The 18,080-nt window shown below is 69.8% G+C and carries 14 protein-coding genes; 4 read left to right on the top strand and 10 right to left on the bottom strand.

All coding sequences use genetic code 11. The features are described 5' to 3' along the window. Positions 1 to 41: 41 nt before the first annotated feature. Complete coding sequence (locus tag KXC43_RS23395; RefSeq protein ID WP_221378253.1) at positions 42 to 2,543, top strand: alpha-L-arabinofuranosidase family protein; 2,502 nt, start codon at positions 42 to 44, stop codon at positions 2,541 to 2,543. An 11-nt stretch (positions 2,544 to 2,554) separates the two neighbouring features. Then, on the top strand, positions 2,555 to 3,955 hold the full coding sequence (locus KXC43_RS23390; RefSeq protein ID WP_221378252.1) for a glycoside hydrolase family 43 protein: 1,401 nt from the start codon (positions 2,555 to 2,557) through the stop codon (positions 3,953 to 3,955). Positions 3,956 to 4,077: 122 nt separating this feature from the next. Here the strand turns inward: KXC43_RS23390 and KXC43_RS23385 are convergent, their stop codons facing one another. The 10 genes from KXC43_RS23385 to KXC43_RS23340 all read right to left on the bottom strand — a co-directional run bounded on the left by KXC43_RS23385 (position 4,078) and on the right by KXC43_RS23340 (position 15,598). Continuing rightward, the gene (locus KXC43_RS23385) at positions 4,078 to 6,600 is read right to left on the bottom strand and encodes an ATP-dependent Clp protease ATP-binding subunit (protein ID WP_221378365.1); all 2,523 of its coding nucleotides are present in this window, start codon (positions 6,598 to 6,600) and stop codon (positions 4,078 to 4,080) included. A 363-nt stretch (positions 6,601 to 6,963) separates the two neighbouring features. Beyond that, positions 6,964 to 7,320: a histone-like nucleoid-structuring protein Lsr2 gene (locus KXC43_RS23380; RefSeq protein WP_221378251.1), complete on the bottom strand. Its 357-nt coding sequence runs from the start codon at positions 7,318 to 7,320 to the stop codon at positions 6,964 to 6,966. A gap of 165 nt (positions 7,321 to 7,485) precedes the next feature. Continuing rightward, entirely contained in the window at positions 7,486 to 8,994 is a 1,509-nt protein-coding gene (gene lysS, locus KXC43_RS23375; RefSeq protein WP_221378250.1) for a lysine--tRNA ligase, read from the bottom strand. Between the two features lie 94 nt (positions 8,995 to 9,088). Continuing rightward, a complete protein-coding gene (locus KXC43_RS23370) occupies positions 9,089 to 9,847 on the bottom strand; it encodes a type III pantothenate kinase (RefSeq protein ID WP_221378249.1) in 759 nt (252 codons plus the stop codon). A 74-nt stretch (positions 9,848 to 9,921) separates the two neighbouring features. Then, the gene (gene nadC, locus KXC43_RS23365) at positions 9,922 to 10,773 is read right to left on the bottom strand and encodes a carboxylating nicotinate-nucleotide diphosphorylase (protein ID WP_221378248.1); all 852 of its coding nucleotides are present in this window, start codon (positions 10,771 to 10,773) and stop codon (positions 9,922 to 9,924) included. A 14-nt stretch (positions 10,774 to 10,787) separates the two neighbouring features. After that, positions 10,788 to 12,431, bottom strand: a complete 1,644-nt coding sequence (locus KXC43_RS23360; RefSeq protein ID WP_221378247.1) for an L-aspartate oxidase — start codon at positions 12,429 to 12,431, stop codon at positions 10,788 to 10,790. A 61-nt stretch (positions 12,432 to 12,492) separates the two neighbouring features. Beyond that, entirely contained in the window at positions 12,493 to 13,398 is a 906-nt protein-coding gene (locus KXC43_RS23355; RefSeq protein WP_221378246.1) for a septum formation family protein, read from the bottom strand. 72 nt (positions 13,399 to 13,470) lie between these two features. Continuing rightward, complete coding sequence (panD, locus tag KXC43_RS23350) at positions 13,471 to 13,908, bottom strand: aspartate 1-decarboxylase (RefSeq protein WP_221378245.1); 438 nt, start codon at positions 13,906 to 13,908, stop codon at positions 13,471 to 13,473. Beyond that, on the bottom strand, positions 13,908 to 14,735 hold the full coding sequence (panC, locus tag KXC43_RS23345) for a pantoate--beta-alanine ligase (protein WP_221378244.1): 828 nt from the start codon (positions 14,733 to 14,735) through the stop codon (positions 13,908 to 13,910). The genes panD and panC overlap by 1 nt, the downstream gene beginning before the upstream one ends. Beyond that, a complete protein-coding gene (locus tag KXC43_RS23340; RefSeq protein ID WP_221378243.1) occupies positions 14,732 to 15,598 on the bottom strand; it encodes a Rossmann-like and DUF2520 domain-containing protein in 867 nt (288 codons plus the stop codon). Before KXC43_RS23340 ends, panC begins: the two co-directional genes overlap by 4 nt. Before the next feature lie 304 nt (positions 15,599 to 15,902). Between KXC43_RS23340 and KXC43_RS23335 the strand changes: the two genes are divergently transcribed. Both KXC43_RS23335 and KXC43_RS23330 read left to right on the top strand, forming a co-directional pair. Further along, the gene (locus KXC43_RS23335; RefSeq protein WP_221378242.1) at positions 15,903 to 16,871 is read left to right on the top strand and encodes an SAM-dependent methyltransferase; all 969 of its coding nucleotides are present in this window, start codon (positions 15,903 to 15,905) and stop codon (positions 16,869 to 16,871) included. A 62-nt stretch (positions 16,872 to 16,933) separates the two neighbouring features. Then, a complete protein-coding gene (locus KXC43_RS23330; RefSeq protein WP_255644630.1) occupies positions 16,934 to 18,058 on the top strand; it encodes an NADH-quinone oxidoreductase subunit D in 1,125 nt (374 codons plus the stop codon). Positions 18,059 to 18,080: the final 22 nt, after the last annotated feature.

Here is an 18,080-nt window from a genome sequence, read left to right as displayed (position 1 = left end):
TGAGTTGCGACGTTGTGCGCGCGAACAACGGGAGGATCCCGGTGTCCCGCTTCCGAGCCCGCACGGCCGGCATCGTCGCTGCCGTTGCCGCCCTGCCCCTCGCGGTCGCCCCACCGGCCGTCGCCGCCGCCGATCCCGACTACACGATCACCGTCGACTCCGGCGCGACCGGCGCCGCGATCAGCGACGAGATGTACGGCGTCTTCTTCGAGGACATCAACTACGCGGCCGACGGCGGGCTCTACGCCGAACTGGTCCGCAACCGCTCCTTCGAGTTCCGGAGCGCGGACAACCAGTCGTACACCGGCCTGACCGGCTGGGCGGCAACCGGCACGGTCACCACCGTCGACGACGACGCCCGCCTCAACGAGCGCAACCGCACCTACCTGCGGCTGACCGGCCCGGGCAGCATCACCAACGCCGGGTACAACAGCGGCATCGCGGTCGAGAAGGGCAAGCGCTACGACTTCTCGGTCTGGGCGCGCAGCGACACCGCCGGCACCCCGCTGACCGTCACCCTGGCGACGACCGGCGGCGCCGCGCTGGCCACCCCGATCAAGATCAACCTCAAGGGCGACACCTGGGCCCGGTACGCGGGGTCGCTGCGCGCCACGGCCACCAGCGACATCGGCCGGCTCTCGGTGAACACCACCGGCGCCGGCACGACGCGGCTCGACATGGTGTCGCTGTTCCCGCGTGACACGTACAAGGGCCATGGGCTGCGCCGGGACCTGGCCGAGAAGGTGGCGGCGCTGCGCCCGGGCTTCGTCCGGTTCCCCGGCGGATGCCTGGTCAACACGGGCAGCCACTACGCGTACGACGCCACCGCGAACTTCCCGCGGGCCCGCTCGTACCAGTGGAAGGACACCGTCGGTCCGGTCGAGACGCGCGCCACCAACGCGAACTTCTGGGGCTACAACCAGAGCTACGGCCTCGGGTACTTCGAGTACTTCCAGTTCAGTGAGGACATCGGGGCGGCTCCGCTACCGGTCGTGCCGGCGCTGGTCACCGGCTGCGGGCAGAACCGCGCGACCGACGACCCCGCACTGTTGCGGCGGCACATCCAGGACACCCTCGACCTGATCGAGTTCGCGAACGGCCCGGCCACCTCGACCTTGGGCCGGGTGCGGGCCCAGATGGGCCACCCGAAGCCGTTCGGCCTGACCATGGTGGCGGTCGGCAACGAGGAGAACCTGCCCGAGGAGTACTTCGCCAACTTCCTCCAGTTCCGCGACGCGATCAAGGCGAAGCACCCGGGCATCACGGTGATCAGCAACTCCGGGCCGGACGACATGGGCGTCACCTTCGACACCCTGTGGGCCAAGAACCGGGCCGCCGGCACCGAGATGGTCGATGAGCACTACTACAACAGCCCGAACTGGTTCCTGCAGAACAACGACCGCTACGACTCGTACGACCGGAACGGGCCGAATGTCTTCCTCGGTGAGTACGCCTCGCAGGACGCCAAGTTCTTCAACTCGTTGTCCGAGGCGGCCTACATGACCGGGCTCGAACGTAACGCCGACGTGGTCAGGATGGCCTCGTACGCGCCGCTGCTCGCCAACATCGACAACGTGCAGTGGCGGCCGGACCTGATCTGGTTCGACAACGACGAGTCCTGGGGCTCGACCAGCTACCAGATGCAGAAGCTGTTCATGAACAACGTCGGCGACCGCGTGGTCCCCTCCTCGGTGTCGGGTGGCCGGGTCGTGCAGCCGCAGCCGGTCACCGGCCGGGTCGGGCTCTCGACCTGGCGTACCGCCGCCCGCTACGACGACCTGAAGGTGACCGCGCCGGACGGCACGGTGCTGCTCGAGGACAAGTTCGACGACGGCAACGCCGACGGCTGGAGCCCGATCGAGAACCGCGGCACGTGGACGGTCACCGACGGCGCGTACACCCAGACCGACGCGGCGGCCGAGAACACGATGGTCGCCGCGGCCGCGAACATCACGGCGACCGACTACGACATCAGCGTGAAGGCCACCAAGACCGCCGGCGACGAGGGCTTCCTCATTCCGTTCGGGATCAAGGACTCGGGCACCTGGTACTGGTGGAACCTCGGCGGCTGGAACAACACGCAGGGCGCGATCGAGAAGGCCACCGGGTCCGCCGCCGCCAAGGAACAGCTGCTCACCCGGTCCGACACGGTCAACACCGGTCAGACGTACGACCTGAGGATCGAGGTCCGGGGCACGAAGGTCACCCTGATCCGCGACGGTCAGGTGTGGGGCAGCTTCGACGACAACAAGGTCACCGAGCCGTTCGCCCAGGTGGTCACCCGCGACCTTCGTACGGGCGAATTGATCGTCAAGGTCGTCAACGCCTCCACCGCTCCCGCACTCACGAAGGTCGACCTCGGCCGGCTCAAGGTGGCCTCGACGGGCCGCATGACCGTGCTGGCGGGCGACCCGGGCGAGCAGAACACCCGCTCGGCCGAGCCGATCCAGCCCGTGACCACCACCGTCCGCGGCCTGGGTTCGTCCTTCACCCGCGAGTTCCCGGCCAGTTCGGTCACCTTCCTGCGCCTCAAGACCCGATAGGGAGCCACCGCATGTCTTTCCGCCTGAGGCGACGCACGCTTCTCGGGGTGGCCGCCGGCACCGGAGTGGCCGGGCTCGGCCTGGCGTCCTCATCACCGGCAACGGCCGCTCAGCCGCGCTCCGACGCCGAGATCTACGGCGTTCCGACCGTCCAGCCCCTGGTCACTCAGCGAGCCGATCCGTTCATCACGCCTCGCACCGACGGCCGGTACTACTTCACCGGCTCGGTCCCCGAGTACGACCGGATCGCCCTGCGCGGAGCGTCCACCCTGGCCGGACTGTCCGGCGCGGCCGAGAGTGTCATCTGGCGGCGCCCGGCCAGCGGCAAGATGGCCGGGCACATCTGGGCGCCGGAGCTGCACCGCATCGACGGCCGCTGGTACGTCTACTTCGCCGCCGGTGACTCCGACGACGTGTTCCGCATCCGCACGTACGTGCTGGAATCGCCGTTGGCCGACCCGTTGGACCCCAGTGGCTGGCAGCTCAAGACCCAGCTGATGACCGAGTGGGACGGCTTCACGCTGGACGCGACGACCTTCGCGCACCGCGGCCGCCGCTACCTGGTGTGGGCGCAGAGCGAGCCGGAGATCGCCGTCAACACCAGCCTCTACATCGCCCGGATGGGCACGCCGTGGTCGCTCGCGAGCAAGCCGACCCGGATCACCACGCCCACCCGCGACTGGGAGATCCAGGGCTTTCGGGTGAACGAGGGGCCGGCCGTACTGATCCGCAACGGGCGGGTGTTCCTGACCTTCTCGGCCAGCGCCACCGACGCCCGGTACTGCATGGGCCTGCTCACCGCGGACGCGGACGCCGACCTGCTGCGGCGGGAGTCGTGGGTGAAGATGCCGGACCCGATCTTCGTGACCAACGCTTCGACCGAGAGATTCGGGCCGGGGCACAACTCGTTCACGGTGGCCGAGGACGGGCGCACCGACGTGCTCGTCTATCACGCCCGCGACTACCGGGACATCACCGGCGACCCACTCTACGACCCGAACCGGCATGCCCGGGTGCAACGGCTCTACTGGCATCCGGACGGCACACCGCTGTTCGGCGTGCCCGTGGGCGACGGCGGCCCGATCGTGCGGATCACGCCGGCCGACCGGCCGGACGACTACGTGCGGCACTCGGCCGGCGGCACCGTCGTGGTGCAGCGCGCGCCCCGCGACCTGGCAGCCACCCAGTTCCGCTTCGAGGCGCGGGCCGACGGGACCGAGGTGCTGCGCTCGGTCGACCATCCGGCACAGTTCGTCGGACCCGACCTGCGCCTGGGCACCACCCCGCTCGCGGTTCGGCGGGAGGCCGTCCGCACCGGGCTCAAGCTGCGCGTCGAGGGCGGCGGCTACCTGCGGATCACCGGCTCCACCATCTCCGTCGGCTCGGCCGGAACAGTTTTACGGCTGAGCTGACAGCATCCGCCCGCGTACGCGTTCCCCCCGACGCGTGCGCGGGCTCTTCCCGGATGTCGCCCCGGGACGCGCAACGGCCCGGCTGCGTCGCAGCCGGGCCGTTGTCGTGAACTACGTGGCGCCTACTCCTCGGTGGTCGCAGCCCCGAGGTCGGCCGGAACCGCGTCGGGAACCGCGATTCCCCGGTCGGCGCCCTTGAAGACCAGCTTGGACTTCTCGATGTTCTCCGGGTCGCCCTCGCAGTCCACGACCACGATCTGGCCGGGGCGCAGCTCGTTGAAGAGGATCTGCTCGGAGAGGGTGTCTTCCAGGTCGCGCTGGATCGTGCGACGCAGCGGCCGCGCGCCCAGCACCGGGTCGAAGCCCTTCTTGGCCAGGTACTTCTTGGCGTTGTCGGTCAGCTCGAGACCCATGTCCTTGTTCTTGAGCTGACCCTCGATGCGCGCCGTGAAGATGTCGACGATCTGGAGGATCTCTTCCTGGCGGAGCTGGTGGAAGACGATCGTGTCGTCGATGCGGTTGAGGAACTCCGGGCGGAAGTGCTGCTTCAGCTCGTCGTTGACCTTGACCTTCATCCGGTCGTAGTTGCTCTCGACGTCCTCCGAGGCCTGGAAGCCCAGGGAGACCGCCTTGGCCACGTCGCGCGTGCCGAGGTTGGTGGTCAGGATGATGACCGTGTTCTTGAAGTCCACGATGCGGCCCTGACCGTCGGTCAGGCGGCCGTCCTCGAGGATCTGCAGGAGCGTGTTGAAGACGTCCGGGTGGGCCTTCTCGATCTCGTCGAAGAGGACCACGGAGAACGGCTTGCGACGCACCTTCTCGGTCAGCTGGCCACCCTCGTCGTAACCGACGTACCCGGGAGGGGCGCCGACGAGGCGGGACACCGTGTAGCGGTCGTGGAACTCGGACATGTCGAGCTGGATCAGAGCGTCTTCCGAGCCGAAGAGGAACTCGGCCAGCGCCTTGGAGAGCTCGGTCTTACCGACACCGGACGGGCCGGCGAAGATGAACGAGCCGGACGGGCGCTTCGGGTCCTTGAGGCCGGCCCGGGTGCGCCGGATGGCCTTGGAGACGGCCTTGACCGCGTCCTCCTGGCCGATGACCCGCTTGTGCAGCTCATCTTCCATGCGGAGCAGCCGGGACGTCTCTTCCTCGGTCAGCTTGTAGACCGGGATGCCGGTCCAGTTGCCCAGGACCTCGGCGATCTGCTCGTCGTCGACCTCGGACACGACGTCGAGGTCGCCGGCCTTCCACTCCTTCTCGCGCTGCGCCTTCTGACCCAGCAGCTGCTTCTCCTTGTCGCGCAGCTGCGCGGCCCGCTCGAAGTCCTGCGCGTCGATCGCGGACTCCTTGTCGCGGCGCACCTGGGCGATGCGCTCGTCGAAGTCGCGGAGGTCCGGCGGCGCGGTCATCCGGCGGATACGCATCCGGGCGCCGGCCTCGTCGATCAGGTCGATCGCCTTGTCCGGCAGGAAGCGGTCGGAGATGTAGCGGTCGGCCAGCGTCGCCGCCGCGACCAGGGCCGCGTCGGTGATGCTGATGCGGTGGTGGGCCTCGTAGCGGTCACGCAGGCCCTTGAGGATCTCGATGGTGTGCGCCAGCGACGGCTCGCCGACCTGGATGGGCTGGAAGCGGCGCTCGAGAGCGGCGTCCTTCTCCAGGTGCTTGCGGTACTCGTCGAGGGTGGTGGCGCCGATGGTCTGCAGCTCGCCGCGGGCCAGCATCGGCTTGAGGATGCTCGCGGCGTCGATCGCGCCCTCGGCGGCACCCGCACCCACCAGGGTGTGGATCTCGTCGATGAACAGGATGATGTCGCCCCGGGTGCGGATCTCCTTGAGGACCTTCTTCAGGCGCTCCTCGAAGTCACCGCGGTAGCGGGAACCGGCGACCAGCGCACCGAGGTCGAGCGTGTAGAGCTGCTTGTCCTTGAGCGTCTCGGGCACCTCGCCCTTGACGATCGACTGGGACAGGCCCTCGACGACCGCGGTCTTGCCGACACCGGGCTCGCCGATGAGCACCGGGTTGTTCTTGGTGCGGCGGGACAGCACCTGCATGACCCGCTCGATTTCCTTCTCGCGCCCGATGACCGGGTCGAGCTTGCCCTCACGGGCGGCCTGAGTCAGGTTGCGCCCGAACTGGTCGAGCACTAGGGACGTCGACGGCGCGGCCTCGCCCGCCGCGGCGCCGGCCGCGGCCGGCTCCTTGCCCTGGTAGCCGGAGAGCAGCTGGATGACCTGCTGACGGACCCGGTTGAGGTCGGCGCCCAGCTTCACGAGGACCTGGGCGGCGACGCCCTCGCCCTCGCGGATCAGGCCGAGCAGGATGTGCTCGGTGCCGATGTAGTTGTGGCCGAGCTGCAGCGCTTCCCGCAGCGACAGCTCGAGAACCTTCTTGGCGCGGGGCGTGAACGGGATGTGCCCGCTCGGCGCCTGCTGACCCTGGCCGATGATTTCCTCGACCTGCTGCCGCACCCCCTCGAGGGAGATGCCCAGGCTCTCGAGGGCCTTGGCGGCGACGCCCTCGCCCTCGTGGATCAGGCCGAGCAGGATGTGCTCGGTCCCGATGTAGTTGTGGTTGAGCATCCGGGCCTCTTCTTGGGCCAGGACGACAACCCGTCGCGCTCGGTCGGTGAACCGCTCGAACATGCCCTCGTGCTCCTCACGTGCCGTGCGCCATGTGAACTGGCGGGGCCAGCGCACGGGCATCGGTGATACCCGTACTGACAACTCTATCGCCGCCGGGTGGTCTTTCTGGGCCCTCGTGGCCCCTCGAAACCTTCCGCAACGTTGATTTAGCCAACTTCGCACGCTCAGCCGCTGTTCCCCCAGTGGAACGGCTACGCGGACAGCGAAATCGCGGGAACGACCATCCACAGGCTGTGGACAACGTCGTCCCACCTGTGGATAACCCTACGGCGGACGACCGAAGAGCGAGCGAAAAGCAACAGGCCCGCCGCACGAGGTGCGACGGGCCCTGCTGCATCTGTCCGGGGGCTGGAAGTTCGTGGGTCAGTTGCGCCCCGGGCCCTTGGCGTGGAACTCGTCCACGATCTCCTGCGGGATACGACCCCGGTCGGAGATGTCCTTGCCGGCCTTCTTGGCCCACTCCCGGATCGCCTTGTTCTGCTCCCGGTCGGCGGTTGCGCCGCCCCGGCCGCGGGCGGCCCGGCCACCCACGACCACACCGCCGCGGGCGACCTTGGATCCGGCGTCCACGTACGGGTCGAAGAGCTCCCGCAATTTGGCGGCGTTCTTCTCCGAGAGGTCGATCTCGTACTGAATGCCGTCGAGGGCGAACTTCACCGTCTCGTCGGCGTCGCCTCCGTCGATGTCATCGACCAGCTTGTGAATGATCTGCTTGGCCACGCGCCGTTATCCTCCCGAACACAGGTTCTCCCCAATGCGACGCACAGACAATAACGCCACAGCGGCATCGTCCGTCAATGGCGGTCAGAACATTTCCGGCACGGGCCTGTTCCGGCGCCCTCGCACGTTGACCGGGAGCTATCCCGTCATGCTATCCCCGGATGCTTACTCGGGGCGGACGAGCGGGAAGAGGATCGTTTCCCGAATGCCCAGGCCGGTGAGCGCCATCAAGAGGCGATCGATTCCCATTCCCATCCCACCGGTGGGCGGCATTCCGTACTCCATGGCCCGCAGGAAATCCTCGTCGAGCTGCATCGCCTCGGGATCGCCCCCGGCCGCCAGCAACGACTGGGCCAGCAGCCGGTCGCGCTGCACGACCGGGTCGACCAGCTCGGAATAGGCGGTGGCCAGTTCGAAACCGGAGACGTAGAGATCCCACTTCTCGGTGAGACCAGGGGTTTCCCGGTGTGCGCGGGTCAGCGGCGCGGTCTCCTCCGGATAGTCCCGCACGAACGTCGGCGCCTGGAGCGTGTGCTGCACGAGGTGCTCGAACAGCTCCTCGACGAGCTTGCCCGGGCCCCACTTCGGATCGACGGAAAGGTCGTGCTTTTCGGCATAACGCAGCAGTTGCGAGATATCGGTGGACGGGGTGACTTCCTCGCCGAGCGCCGCGGAGAGAGATCCATAGAGCGTCACCGATGTCCACTCACCGCTCAGATCCAACTCGGTGCCGTCAAAGTGCGTCACGACGTGTGACCCCGCGACTGCGAACGCGGCTTCCTGAATCCACTCCCGCGTCTGCTGCTGCATGACGTTGTAGTCGGCGTACGCCTGGTAGGCCTCGAGCATCGCGAACTCCGGCGAGTGCGTCGAGTCCATCCCCTCATTGCGGAAGTTGCGGTTGATCTCGAAGACGCGATCGATGCCGCCGACGACGGCCCGCTTCAAAAACAGTTCCGGCGCGATCCGCAGATAGAGATCGGTGTCGAGGGCGTTGCTGTGTGTCACAAAGGGCCGGGCCGTGGCGCCGCCGTGCAGCAACTGCAACATTGGCGTTTCCACCTCGAGATAATTGCGGCGGAACAGCGACTCGCGAAGGCTGCGCACGGCCGTGGCGCGCGTGCGAACCATGTCGCGAGCCTGGGGCCGGACGATCAGATCGACATAGCGCTGGCGTACCCGCGTCTCTTCGGAAAGCGGCTTGTGGGCCACCGGAAGCGGCCGCAGGGCCTTGGCGCTCATCGCCCACGAGTCGGCCAGGACCGAGAGCTCGCCACGGCGGCTGGTGATCACCTCGCCGGTGACCGAGATCAGGTCGCCCAGATCGGCCAGCTGCTTCCAGGCGGTCAGGCGCTCCTCGCCCACCTTGGCCAGCGAGAGCATGGCCTGGATCTCGGTGCCGTCGCCGTCGCGGAGCGTGGCGAAGCACAGCTTGCCGCCGTTGCGCACGAAGATGACCCGGCCGGTGATCGACACCTGGTCGCCGGTGGCCGCGTCGACGGGCAGGTCGGCGTACTGCTCGCGGACCTGCTTCAGCGTCGCCGTCCGAGGGACGGTCACCGGATAGGGGGACACCCCTTCGGCGAGCATCCGGTCCCGCTTCGACCGGCGGACCCGCATCTGCTCGGGAAGGTCCTCGGCGGGATCAGGGACGGCGACATTCTGCTCGGTCACGGCACGACTCTCTGTAAGAGTGGGTTGGGCCCCAGAAGCCTACTCAGAGCCTTCCCGCAGCGGAAAACATAAACGGAACCCCGGAACCATTCATTCAAACGTTCCGCTCATATACCATCCGCAGCCCGATCAGCGTGATCATCGGCTCGTGGGCGGTGATCGTCCGGCACTCGTCCTTGACCAGCCAGGCCAGGCCGCCGGTCGCGATAACAGCCTTGACCGGGCCGATCTCGTCGATCATGCGGCTGACGATGCCGTCGACCTGGCCCGCGAAGCCGAAGTACATGCCGGACTGCAGGCACTCGACGGTGTTCTTGCCGATGACCGACCGCGGCTTGGCCGGTTCGACCTTGCGCAGCTGGGCGGCCCGGGCGGCCAGGGCGTCGAAGGAGATCTCGATGCCCGGGGCGAAGGCGCCGCCCAGGAACTCGCCCTTCTCGCTGATGACGTCGAAGTTGGTGGTCGTGCCGAAGTCGACGACGATCGACGGCCCGCCGTAGAGGGCGTGCGCGGCCAGGGTGTTGACCACCCGGTCGGCGCCCACCTCCTTGGGGTTGTCGATCGCCAGCTGGACGCCGGTCTTGACGCCCGGCTCGACGATCACGTTGGGCAGCTCGCCGTAGTAGCGGCCCAGCATGGTCCGCAGGCTCCGCAGCGCCGCCGGCACGGTCGAGCAGGCGGCGACGCCGGTGATCTCGACCGCGTCGCCGGCCAGCAGGCCGCGGAACATCAGGCCCAGCTCGTCGGCGGTGGACCGGGCGTCGGTCTTGATCCGCCAGTTGTGGACCAGTTTGTCGCCGTCGAAGGTGGCGAGCACGGTGTTGGTGTTACCGATGTCGATGCAGAGGAGCACGGAAATCCTCCAGAGGGGGTTTCGTCCATGGTTCCAGGTCGTCCCGACCGGTCACCGCCGCGCCCCGCTGCGTCCTAACGGGGACGCAGGTCCATGGCGATGTCGAGGATGGGCGACGAGTGGGTCAGGCCGCCCACCGAGAGATAGTTGACGCCCGTGGCCGCGTACTCGGCGACCGTCTCCAAGCGTAGGTTGCCGGTGGCCTCGAGCTCGGCGCGGTCGCCCACCTCGGCCACCACCTCGCGCAGGCGGTCGGGCGTCATGTTGTCGCAGAGCAGGAACGTCGCTCCGGCCTCGACCGCCTCGCGGGCCTCGGCCAGCGTCGTGACCTCGACCTGCACGGGCACCTCGGGGAATCGCTCGCGGACCAGGCGGTAGGCGGCGGTGATGCTCCCCGCGGCCAGCTTGTGGTTGTCCTTGATCATGGCGACGTCGTACAGGCCCATACGCTTGTTGGTGCCGCCGCCGATCCGCACCGCGTACTTCTCGAGGTAGCGCAGGCCCGGCGTGGTCTTGCGGGTGTCGAGGACGGTGGCCTTGGTGCCCGCCAACGCGTCGGCCCAGCGGCGGGTGTGTGTGGCCACGCCGGACATGCGGCTGAGCAGGTTGAGCGCAGTGCGCTCGGCCGTGAGCAGGGCCCGGGTGGGCCCGGTGACGACGGCCAGCACGTCGCCGCGGGTGACCCGGTCGCCCTCGGCCACCCGCTGCTCGAAGACGTCGGCGCCGCCGGAGGTGTCGTTGAAGGCCACCGCGGCCACCGGCAGGCCGGCCACCACGCCGTCGGCCCGGGCCACCAGTTCGGCCGTGTCGACCTGGTCGGCGGGAATGGTGGCCTCGCTGGTCACGTCGTGCGGCGGCGAGCCCAGGTCTTCCGCGAGCGCGGTGCGTACGATCAGTTCGACCTCGGCGACGTCCAACTCGTTCATCGTTCCCCCTGTGGTCAGGCCATCTCTTCGAAGGACTGTGTCAAACGGGCCCGGCGGTCGAGGGTGTGCAGCAGGTGGCCGCGCCACTCGTCCTCAGCCCCGGGAAAGTCCTCACGCCAGTGACACCCGCGGGTCTCGCGGCGGGTGCGCGCGGCCGCGACCAGCACCGTCGCCACCGTCAGCAGGTTCGTCGCCTCCCAGGCGGCGTTGCGCGGGGTGTCGCGCTGCTCGGCCAGGCGGGTCAGCTCCTTGGCGGTGGCCGACAGCGAGTCGGCCGAACGCAGCACGCCCGCGCCGCGGGTCATCGTGCGTTGGAGCTCGGGGCGGACGGCGGGGGCGACCACCCAGTCCTTGCGGGGCCCGGCAGGCGCGGGATCGGCCTGCGGAGGCAGCTCACGGGCGATGTCGTCGGCGATGCGCTTCGCGAAGACCAGGCCCTCGAGCAGGGAGTTGCTGGCCAGGCGGTTGGCGCCGTGCACGCCGGTGCAGGCGACCTCGCCGCAGGCGTAGAGACCGGGGATGCTCGTGCGGCCGGCGAGGTCCGTGCGGACGCCGCCGGACGCGTAGTGGGCGGCCGGCGCGACCGGGATCAGGTCGGACGCCGGGTCGACGCCGGCGGCGCGGGTGGACGCGACGATCGTCGGGAAGCGCTGCTCGAGGAACTGGCGGCCCAGGTGACGGGCGTCGAGATAGACGTGGTCGGCCCCGGTCGCGCGCAGCACCCGGTGGATGCCCTTGGCCACCACGTCGCGCGGGGCCAGCTCGGCCAGCTCGTGCTGACCGACCATGAACCGCGCGCCAGTCTCGTCGACCAGGTAAGCGCCCTCGCCGCGCAGCGCCTCGGAGATCAGCGGACGCTGCACCGAGTTGACGCTCGCGGTGACGAACGAGGTGGGGTGGAACTGCACGAACTCGACGTCACTGACCAGCGCGCCGGCTCGCAGCGCGAGAGCGACGCCGTCGCCGGTGGAGACCGACGGGTTGGTGGTGGAGGAGTAGATCTGGCCCATGCCGCCGGTGGCCAGCACGACTGCGCGGGCCAGGATGGCGCCGACGCCGTCTTCCGAGCCCTCGCCGAGCACGTGCAGGGTGAGCCCGCAGGCCCGGCCGTCGGCGGCGCGCAGCAGGTCGAGGACGAGCGCGTGCTCGACCAGGCGGATCCACGGGTCGCGGTGCACAGCCTCGTGCAGGGCACGCTGCACCTCGGCCCCGGTCGCGTCGCCGCCCGCGTGCACGATGCGGTCAGCGCGGTGCCCGCCCTCGCGGGTCAGCATCAGGGAACCGTCGGCGTGGCGGTCGAAGGCCGCACCGAGCCGGATCAGCTCTCGTACGCGGGCCGGCCCCTCCTCGACGAGAACGCGCACGGCCGCCGGGTCGCACAGCCCGACGCCGGCGATCTCGGTGTCGTTGGCGTGGGCGGCCGGGGTGTCGAGCGGATCGAGCACCGCGGCGATGCCGCCCTGGGCCCACCGGGTCGAACCGTCGTCGATGTTGACCTTGGTGACGACGGTGACGTGCAGGCCCTGCTCGCGCAGATGCAGCGCGGCGGTCAGGCCGGCCACGCCGGAACCCACCACCAGCACGTCGGTGGTCTCGCTCCAGCCCGGGTCGGGCGCGGCGAGCCGACTGGGCAGTTCCGGAAGGTCGGCGACAAACATCCGCTCAGTACACTCCGCCGGTACGGCACTTCGGCGCCGGGGTGGACATTCGTGGCCACCGTTACTTGTACTGCACGGGCAGGCTCTTGACGCCCTTGCCCTTGACCGTCGACGTGAGCTCCACGCCGTCGAGCCAGAGGTAACAGCGCACGCCACGGTCGCCCAGCGCCCAGACGTCGGCACCGCCCGGCAGCGACACCACGCCCGTGCGGTACTGCAGGTCGGCGTCCTTGGGCACACCCACGTAATCCGCGATCAGCTCGCGGCAGCCGTCGTGGAACTTGGCCCAGGTCGCGTCGTCCTTGGGATAGTCGAGGTCCTTGGCGTACCAGACCCCGGCGAACTCGCCGTTGTGTTTGGCCGCGCAGCTCACCGCGGGCATGGTGGCGATGGCGCCGTTGCCGTCGAGCTGGATCGCGTAGCAGGTGAGCATCAGGTCCGAAGCGCCGGTGGCGAGCACGTTGCGCAGGCTGCCCTCGCGCTGCACCAGCCCGCCGTCGTCCTCGACCGAGTTGAGCTCGAGCACCTCGCAGCGGTACCAGCGGGCGCCGCCGTTCCAGGCCGCCTCGGTCGGGCGGGTCACGCCGATCCACAGCCGGGCGTTGCGCCACGGGCCGCCGGCGAAAGTCGTCGTCTTCTGGTCGCAGACCGAGTACGCGGCCTTGGCCCCGGCCGAGCCGTCCGCCGGTGGGACGTCAGCGTCGGCCGCGGGCGATTCGTACGTGCCGACGTACACCGTCTCGGTCCGGTGTTTCGCCGCGCAGTCGACCTCTTCGTACGTGCCCCGCGGGCCGACCGGGCTGAAGTTGGCGTTGTGGCAGGCACCGGTGTTCGGCTCGAAGCCGGACGCGGGGGCCATCGCGCCCCAGCCGTTGGTCAGGTCGCCGTCGACGCCGCCGGGCTTGCCGCAGCCGGCCGCGAGCAGCACCAGGCCCAGGACAGCAGTGAGCCCGAGCCGGTGTCGCATGAACCACACCTTCCCTCGCGCCGCGATGTCCGTTTTCAGATCATATGGTGATCGAAACCGGATCGGCGGCGTTCAGGAAATCGCCACCCCGGTGGCGCTCAGGTCGCCCCGGGTCAGGCCACCCGCCATGCCGTCGGCGGCCGCGGCCGGATCGGCCCCGAGCTCGATGATCCGGTTGCCGGCGTCCACATGCACGACCCGCGGCCGGTAGGTACGCGCCTCGGCGTCCTCGAGCTGGGCGTACGAAATGAGAATGACCAGGTCGCCGGGGTGTACGAGATGGGCAGCGGCGCCGTTGATGCCGATCACGCCACTGCCCCGCTCGCCCGGGATGACGTAGGTCTCGAGGCGGGCCCCGTTGGTCACGTCGACGATCGCGACCTGTTCGCCCGGGAGCAGGTCGGCCGCCTCCAGCAGGTCGAGGTCGATCGTCACCGACCCGACGTAGTGCAGGTCGGCCTGGGTCACGGTCGCCCGGTGAATCTTGGATTTGAGCATGGTGCGGACCATCAGGCGACCTTCTCCAGAGTCAGCGGAACGTTGTCGATGAGCCGGGTGGCGCCGACACGGGCCGCCACCAGCAGGCGGGCCGGGCCGGCCGCGGGAGCTCCGAGGTCGGCGCCGGTGAGCGCCAGATAGTCGATCCGCACGCCGGGCTCGTCGGCCAGGATCTTGCGGGCGGCGGTCAGCGCGGCGTCGGCCTCGGTGTGGGTGGCGCCCTCGCGCAGCGCCCGGCTCAGTGCGAGGGCGGCCTGACGCTCGTCCGGCGACAGGTAGCGGTTGCGGCTCGACATGGCCAGGCCGTCCGGTTCGCGTACGGTCGGCACCCCCACGATCTCGACGCCGAGCTCGAGATCGACGGCCATCCGGCGGATCAGCGCGAGCTGCTGGAAGTCTTTCTCGCCGAAGAACGCCAGGTCGGGGCGGGTCAGCATGAGCAGCTTGTGGACGACCGTGAGCATCCCGGCGAAGTGGCCCGGACGGCTGGCGCCCTCGAGGATCTCGCCCAGCGGACCGGCGTTCATCGTGATCGACGGCGGGCCGCCCGGGTAGACCTCGTCGCGGGCGGGTGCGAAGACCACGTCGACGCCCTCGGCCCGGCACGCCTCGATGTCGGCCTCCAGCGTCCGCGGGTACTTGTCGAAATCCTCGTTCGGGCCGAACTGGAGCGGGTTGACGAAGATCGTGACGATCACTTCGTCAGCGCGCCTGCGGGCCTCGCGCATGAGCTGCCGGTGGCCCTCGTGCAGGGCGCCCATGGTCATCACGACGGCCCTCGTGACGGCCTTGCGAGTTACGCCGGCCAACTCGGCGCGGGTGTGGATCACGTACGTCATGACGGACTCCCCACCGCGGCGCGGGACAGGACGTCGAGCAGCAGAGCAGCATCCTGCGGTCGCAGGCGCCCGGAGGCGATGGCCCGATCGGCAGTGCGGCGGGCCAGGGCCAGGTAGGCGGGCACGGCTTCGACCGGCATGCGATCGAGATGCTTGCCGACGGTGCCGGCGTCGCCCCGCGAAACCGGACCGGTCAGCGCGGCGTCGCCCAGCCGCAGCGCGTTGTCGAGCGCGGCGTGCAGCAGCGGCGACAGGATGCGGGACGGCTCCCCGATGCCCGCGGCGCGCAGCAGGTCGGCGGCCTCGTTGACCAGGGTGACCAGGTGGTTCGCCCCGTGGGCGAGTGCCGCGTGATAGACCGGGCGGGCGTCCTCGGCCACCCACTCGGGGACGCCGCCCAGGTCGGCCACGAGCCGGGCCGCGAAGACCCGGTCGGCCGTGGTGACGCCCCAGGCGATGCCGGGCAGGCGTTCGAGGTCGATGGCGGTGCCGGTGAAGGTCATCGCGGGGTGCAGGGCCATGCCGCGCCGGTCGCCGAGCACCGCGAGCCCGTGCGCGCCCGAGGTGTGCGCCACGACCTGGCCCGGACGCAGCGCGCCGGTGGCGGCCAGGCCGGAGACGACGCCGGCGAGCGCGTCGTCGGGCACGGCGAGCAGAAGAAGGTCGTCCGCGGCGCGCGCGACCTCGTCGGCGGGCAGGATCGCGGCGCCGGGCAGCAGGCGGGCAGCCCGGCTGCGGGAGGCGGTGGAAACGGCAGCGGCGGCGACCACGTGGTGCCCGGCGGCATTCAGGGCGGCGCCGAGAACGGCACCCACCCGGCCTGCCCCCACAACGCCGACAGTCAGGGGCGACGATGCGCTCATATCAAGATCCAGTCCTCAAGCACGGGGTACCGGTCGGGGCAAGTATGCGCCGCCGTAACACACCGGTGACAAGACCGTGTGAACAAGACCATCACCGCTCAACTCGGACCGGTCCGCCCTCGCCGCAAGATCAACGCTGCTGGTTCGCGCGGCCATCCCCAGCCCCCGCCCGCCAAGGGGCAATGGGGGTGAACGTACGCCTCGTCAAGGCCCGGCGGCCGAGCTGTCCACAGGCATGACCGGTGCGGGGAAGCGTTGTCCACAGGACCCTCCGGCTCGGGTCGGAGCGCCTAGGGTGGCGGGTGTGAAAGCTGGGTGGCGGGTGGCGATGGAGGCCGGGCTCTACGGGCCCGGGGGCTTCTTCGTTCGTGCCGGGGAGGGGCCGGGCGACCACTTTCGGACCAGCGTGCACGCCTCCCCGCTGTTCGCCGGGGCGTTGCTGCGGCTGATCGAGCGGATCGACGCCGCCCTGGGCCGGCCCAAGGCGTTCGACCTGGTTGATGTGGGTGCGGGGCGTGGTGAGCTGCTGGCTCGACTGCGGTCCTTGCTGCCCGAGCGGGTGCACCTCACCGCCGTCGAGCTTGCCCCGCGGCCTCCGGATCTTCCGGACGGCATCGAGTGGCGAGCGGACATCCCGGACCATCTCGTCGGGCTGTTGATTGCTACCGAGTGGCTCGACAATGTGCCGCTCGACATCGCCGACCTCGACGACGAGGGGCGGCTGCGGAAAGTGCTGGTCGAGCCCGCGACCGGTGACGAATCGCTGGGTGGGCTCGTCGACCCGGCCGACCTGTTCTGGCTGCGGCGGTGGTGGCCGCAGGCGGGGCGGGCCGAGATCGGGTGGCCGCGCGACGCCGCCTGGGCCGACGCTGTCGGGCAGGTGCGGCGGGGGTGCGCGCTGGCCATCGACTACGGGCATCGGCGTGCGGAGCGGCCGCCGATGGGCACGCTGACCGGGTTCCGGGCCGGCCGGTCGGTGGTGCCGGTGCCGGACGGGTCCTGCGATGTGACGGCGCACGTGGCGATGGATGCCGTGGCGGGTGCGGCCGGGACGCCGTACGTACTGGTTCGCCAGCGTGAGGCGCTGAAAGCGCTCGGAGTCGACGGTGGGCGGCCCCCGCTGGACCTCGCACGCAGCGACCCGGCGGGATACGTGCGCGCGCTGGCCGCGGCCGGCGCCGAGGGCGAGCTGATCGAGCCGTCGGGGCTGGGCGGCCACTGGTGGCTGCTGCACAGCATCGGGCTCGGCGAGCGTGGGAGCATGCTGTTGTGACGGATCCCCATCCAACCGCCCCGCCCGCCATCCGAAACCGGACTGAAGACAGTCTGAAGGAGATGACGGTCGGGACCGGCGCCGGGCTCGATACCGCCGACATGGTGCTCAACATCGGCCCGCAGCACCCCTCCACACACGGCGTGCTGCGGCTCAAGCTCACGCTCGACGGTGAACGGGTGGTCAGCTGCGAGCCGATCGTCGGCTACATGCACCGCGGCGCCGAGAAGCTGTTCGAGGTGCGCGACTACCGGCAGATCCTCATGCTGGCCAACCGGCACGACTGGCTGTCCGCCTTCAGCAACGAACTGGGCGTCGCGCTGGCCGTCGAACGCCTCATGGGCATCGAGGTGCCCGTGCGGGCGACCTGGCTGCGGATGGCGCTGGCCGAGCTCAACCGGGTGCTCAACCACCTGATGTTCCTCGGCTCGTACCCGCTCGAGATCGGCGCGATCACGCCTATGTTCTACGCGTTCCGCGAGCGCGAGACCCTCCAGGCGGCGATGGAAGAGGTCTCCGGCGGCCGGATGCACTACATGTTCAACCGGGTCGGCGGCCTCAAGGAAGAGGTGCCGGCCGGGTGGACGGGCCGGGCGCGCGAGGCGATCCGGACGGTCCGCACGCGACTGCCCGACCTCGACCACCTGATCCGGCGCAACGAGATCTTCCTGGCCCGCACGGTGGGGGTCGGCGTGCTCACGGCCGAGCAGGCGGCCGCGTTCGGGGCGTCGGGGCCGGTCGCACGGGCCAGCGGGCTCGACTTCGACCTGCGTCGCGACGAGCCCTACCTGGCGTACGACGAACTGGACGTCCCCGTGGTGACCCGGAGCGCCGGTGACTGCCACTCGCGGTTCGAGGTGCTGCTCGAGCAGACGTACGTGTCGCTCGATCTCGCCGAGGAGTGCCTGGCCCGGGTCGACCAGCTCTCCGGGCCGGTCAACGTGCGGCTGCCCAAGGTCGTGAAGGCCCCCGAGGGGCACACTTACGCCTGGACGGAGAACCCGCTCGGCATCAACGGCTACTACCTGGTGTCACGAGGCGAGAAGACGCCGTGGCGCATGAAGCTGCGAACCGCGTCCTACGCCAACGTGCAGGCGTTGTCGACGCTGATCCCGGGCTGCCTGGTGCCCGACCTGATCGCCATCCTGGGGTCGATGTTCTTCGTGGTGGGCGACATCGACAAGTAGGTCGCCGGGGCGCTTTGCCTGG

The sequence above is a fragment of the Paractinoplanes polyasparticus genome, assembly GCF_019710575.1.
Classification (GTDB): domain Bacteria; phylum Actinomycetota; class Actinomycetes; order Mycobacteriales; family Micromonosporaceae; genus Actinoplanes; species Actinoplanes polyasparticus.
This window is presented reverse-complemented; position numbering and strand designations above follow the sequence as displayed.

Coding starts and splice junctions, on each gene's coding strand:
- KXC43_RS23390 (WP_221378252.1), top strand. CDS start 2,555: ATGTCTTTCCGCCTGAGGCGACGCACGCTTCTCGGGGTGGCCGCCGGC.
- KXC43_RS23385 (WP_221378365.1), bottom strand. CDS start 6,600: ATGTTCGAGCGGTTCACCGACCGAGCGCGACGGGTTGTCGTCCTGGCC.
- nadC (WP_221378248.1), bottom strand. CDS start 10,773: ATGAACGAGTTGGACGTCGCCGAGGTCGAACTGATCGTACGCACCGCG.
- KXC43_RS23360 (WP_221378247.1), bottom strand. CDS start 12,431: ATGTTTGTCGCCGACCTTCCGGAACTGCCCAGTCGGCTCGCCGCGCCC.
- KXC43_RS23355 (WP_221378246.1), bottom strand. CDS start 13,398: ATGCGACACCGGCTCGGGCTCACTGCTGTCCTGGGCCTGGTGCTGCTC.
- panD (WP_221378245.1), bottom strand. CDS start 13,908: ATGGTCCGCACCATGCTCAAATCCAAGATTCACCGGGCGACCGTGACC.
- panC (WP_221378244.1), bottom strand. CDS start 14,735: ATGACGTACGTGATCCACACCCGCGCCGAGTTGGCCGGCGTAACTCGC.
- KXC43_RS23340 (WP_221378243.1), bottom strand. CDS start 15,598: ATGAGCGCATCGTCGCCCCTGACTGTCGGCGTTGTGGGGGCAGGCCGG.
- KXC43_RS23330 (WP_255644630.1), top strand. CDS start 16,934: ATGACGGTCGGGACCGGCGCCGGGCTCGATACCGCCGACATGGTGCTC.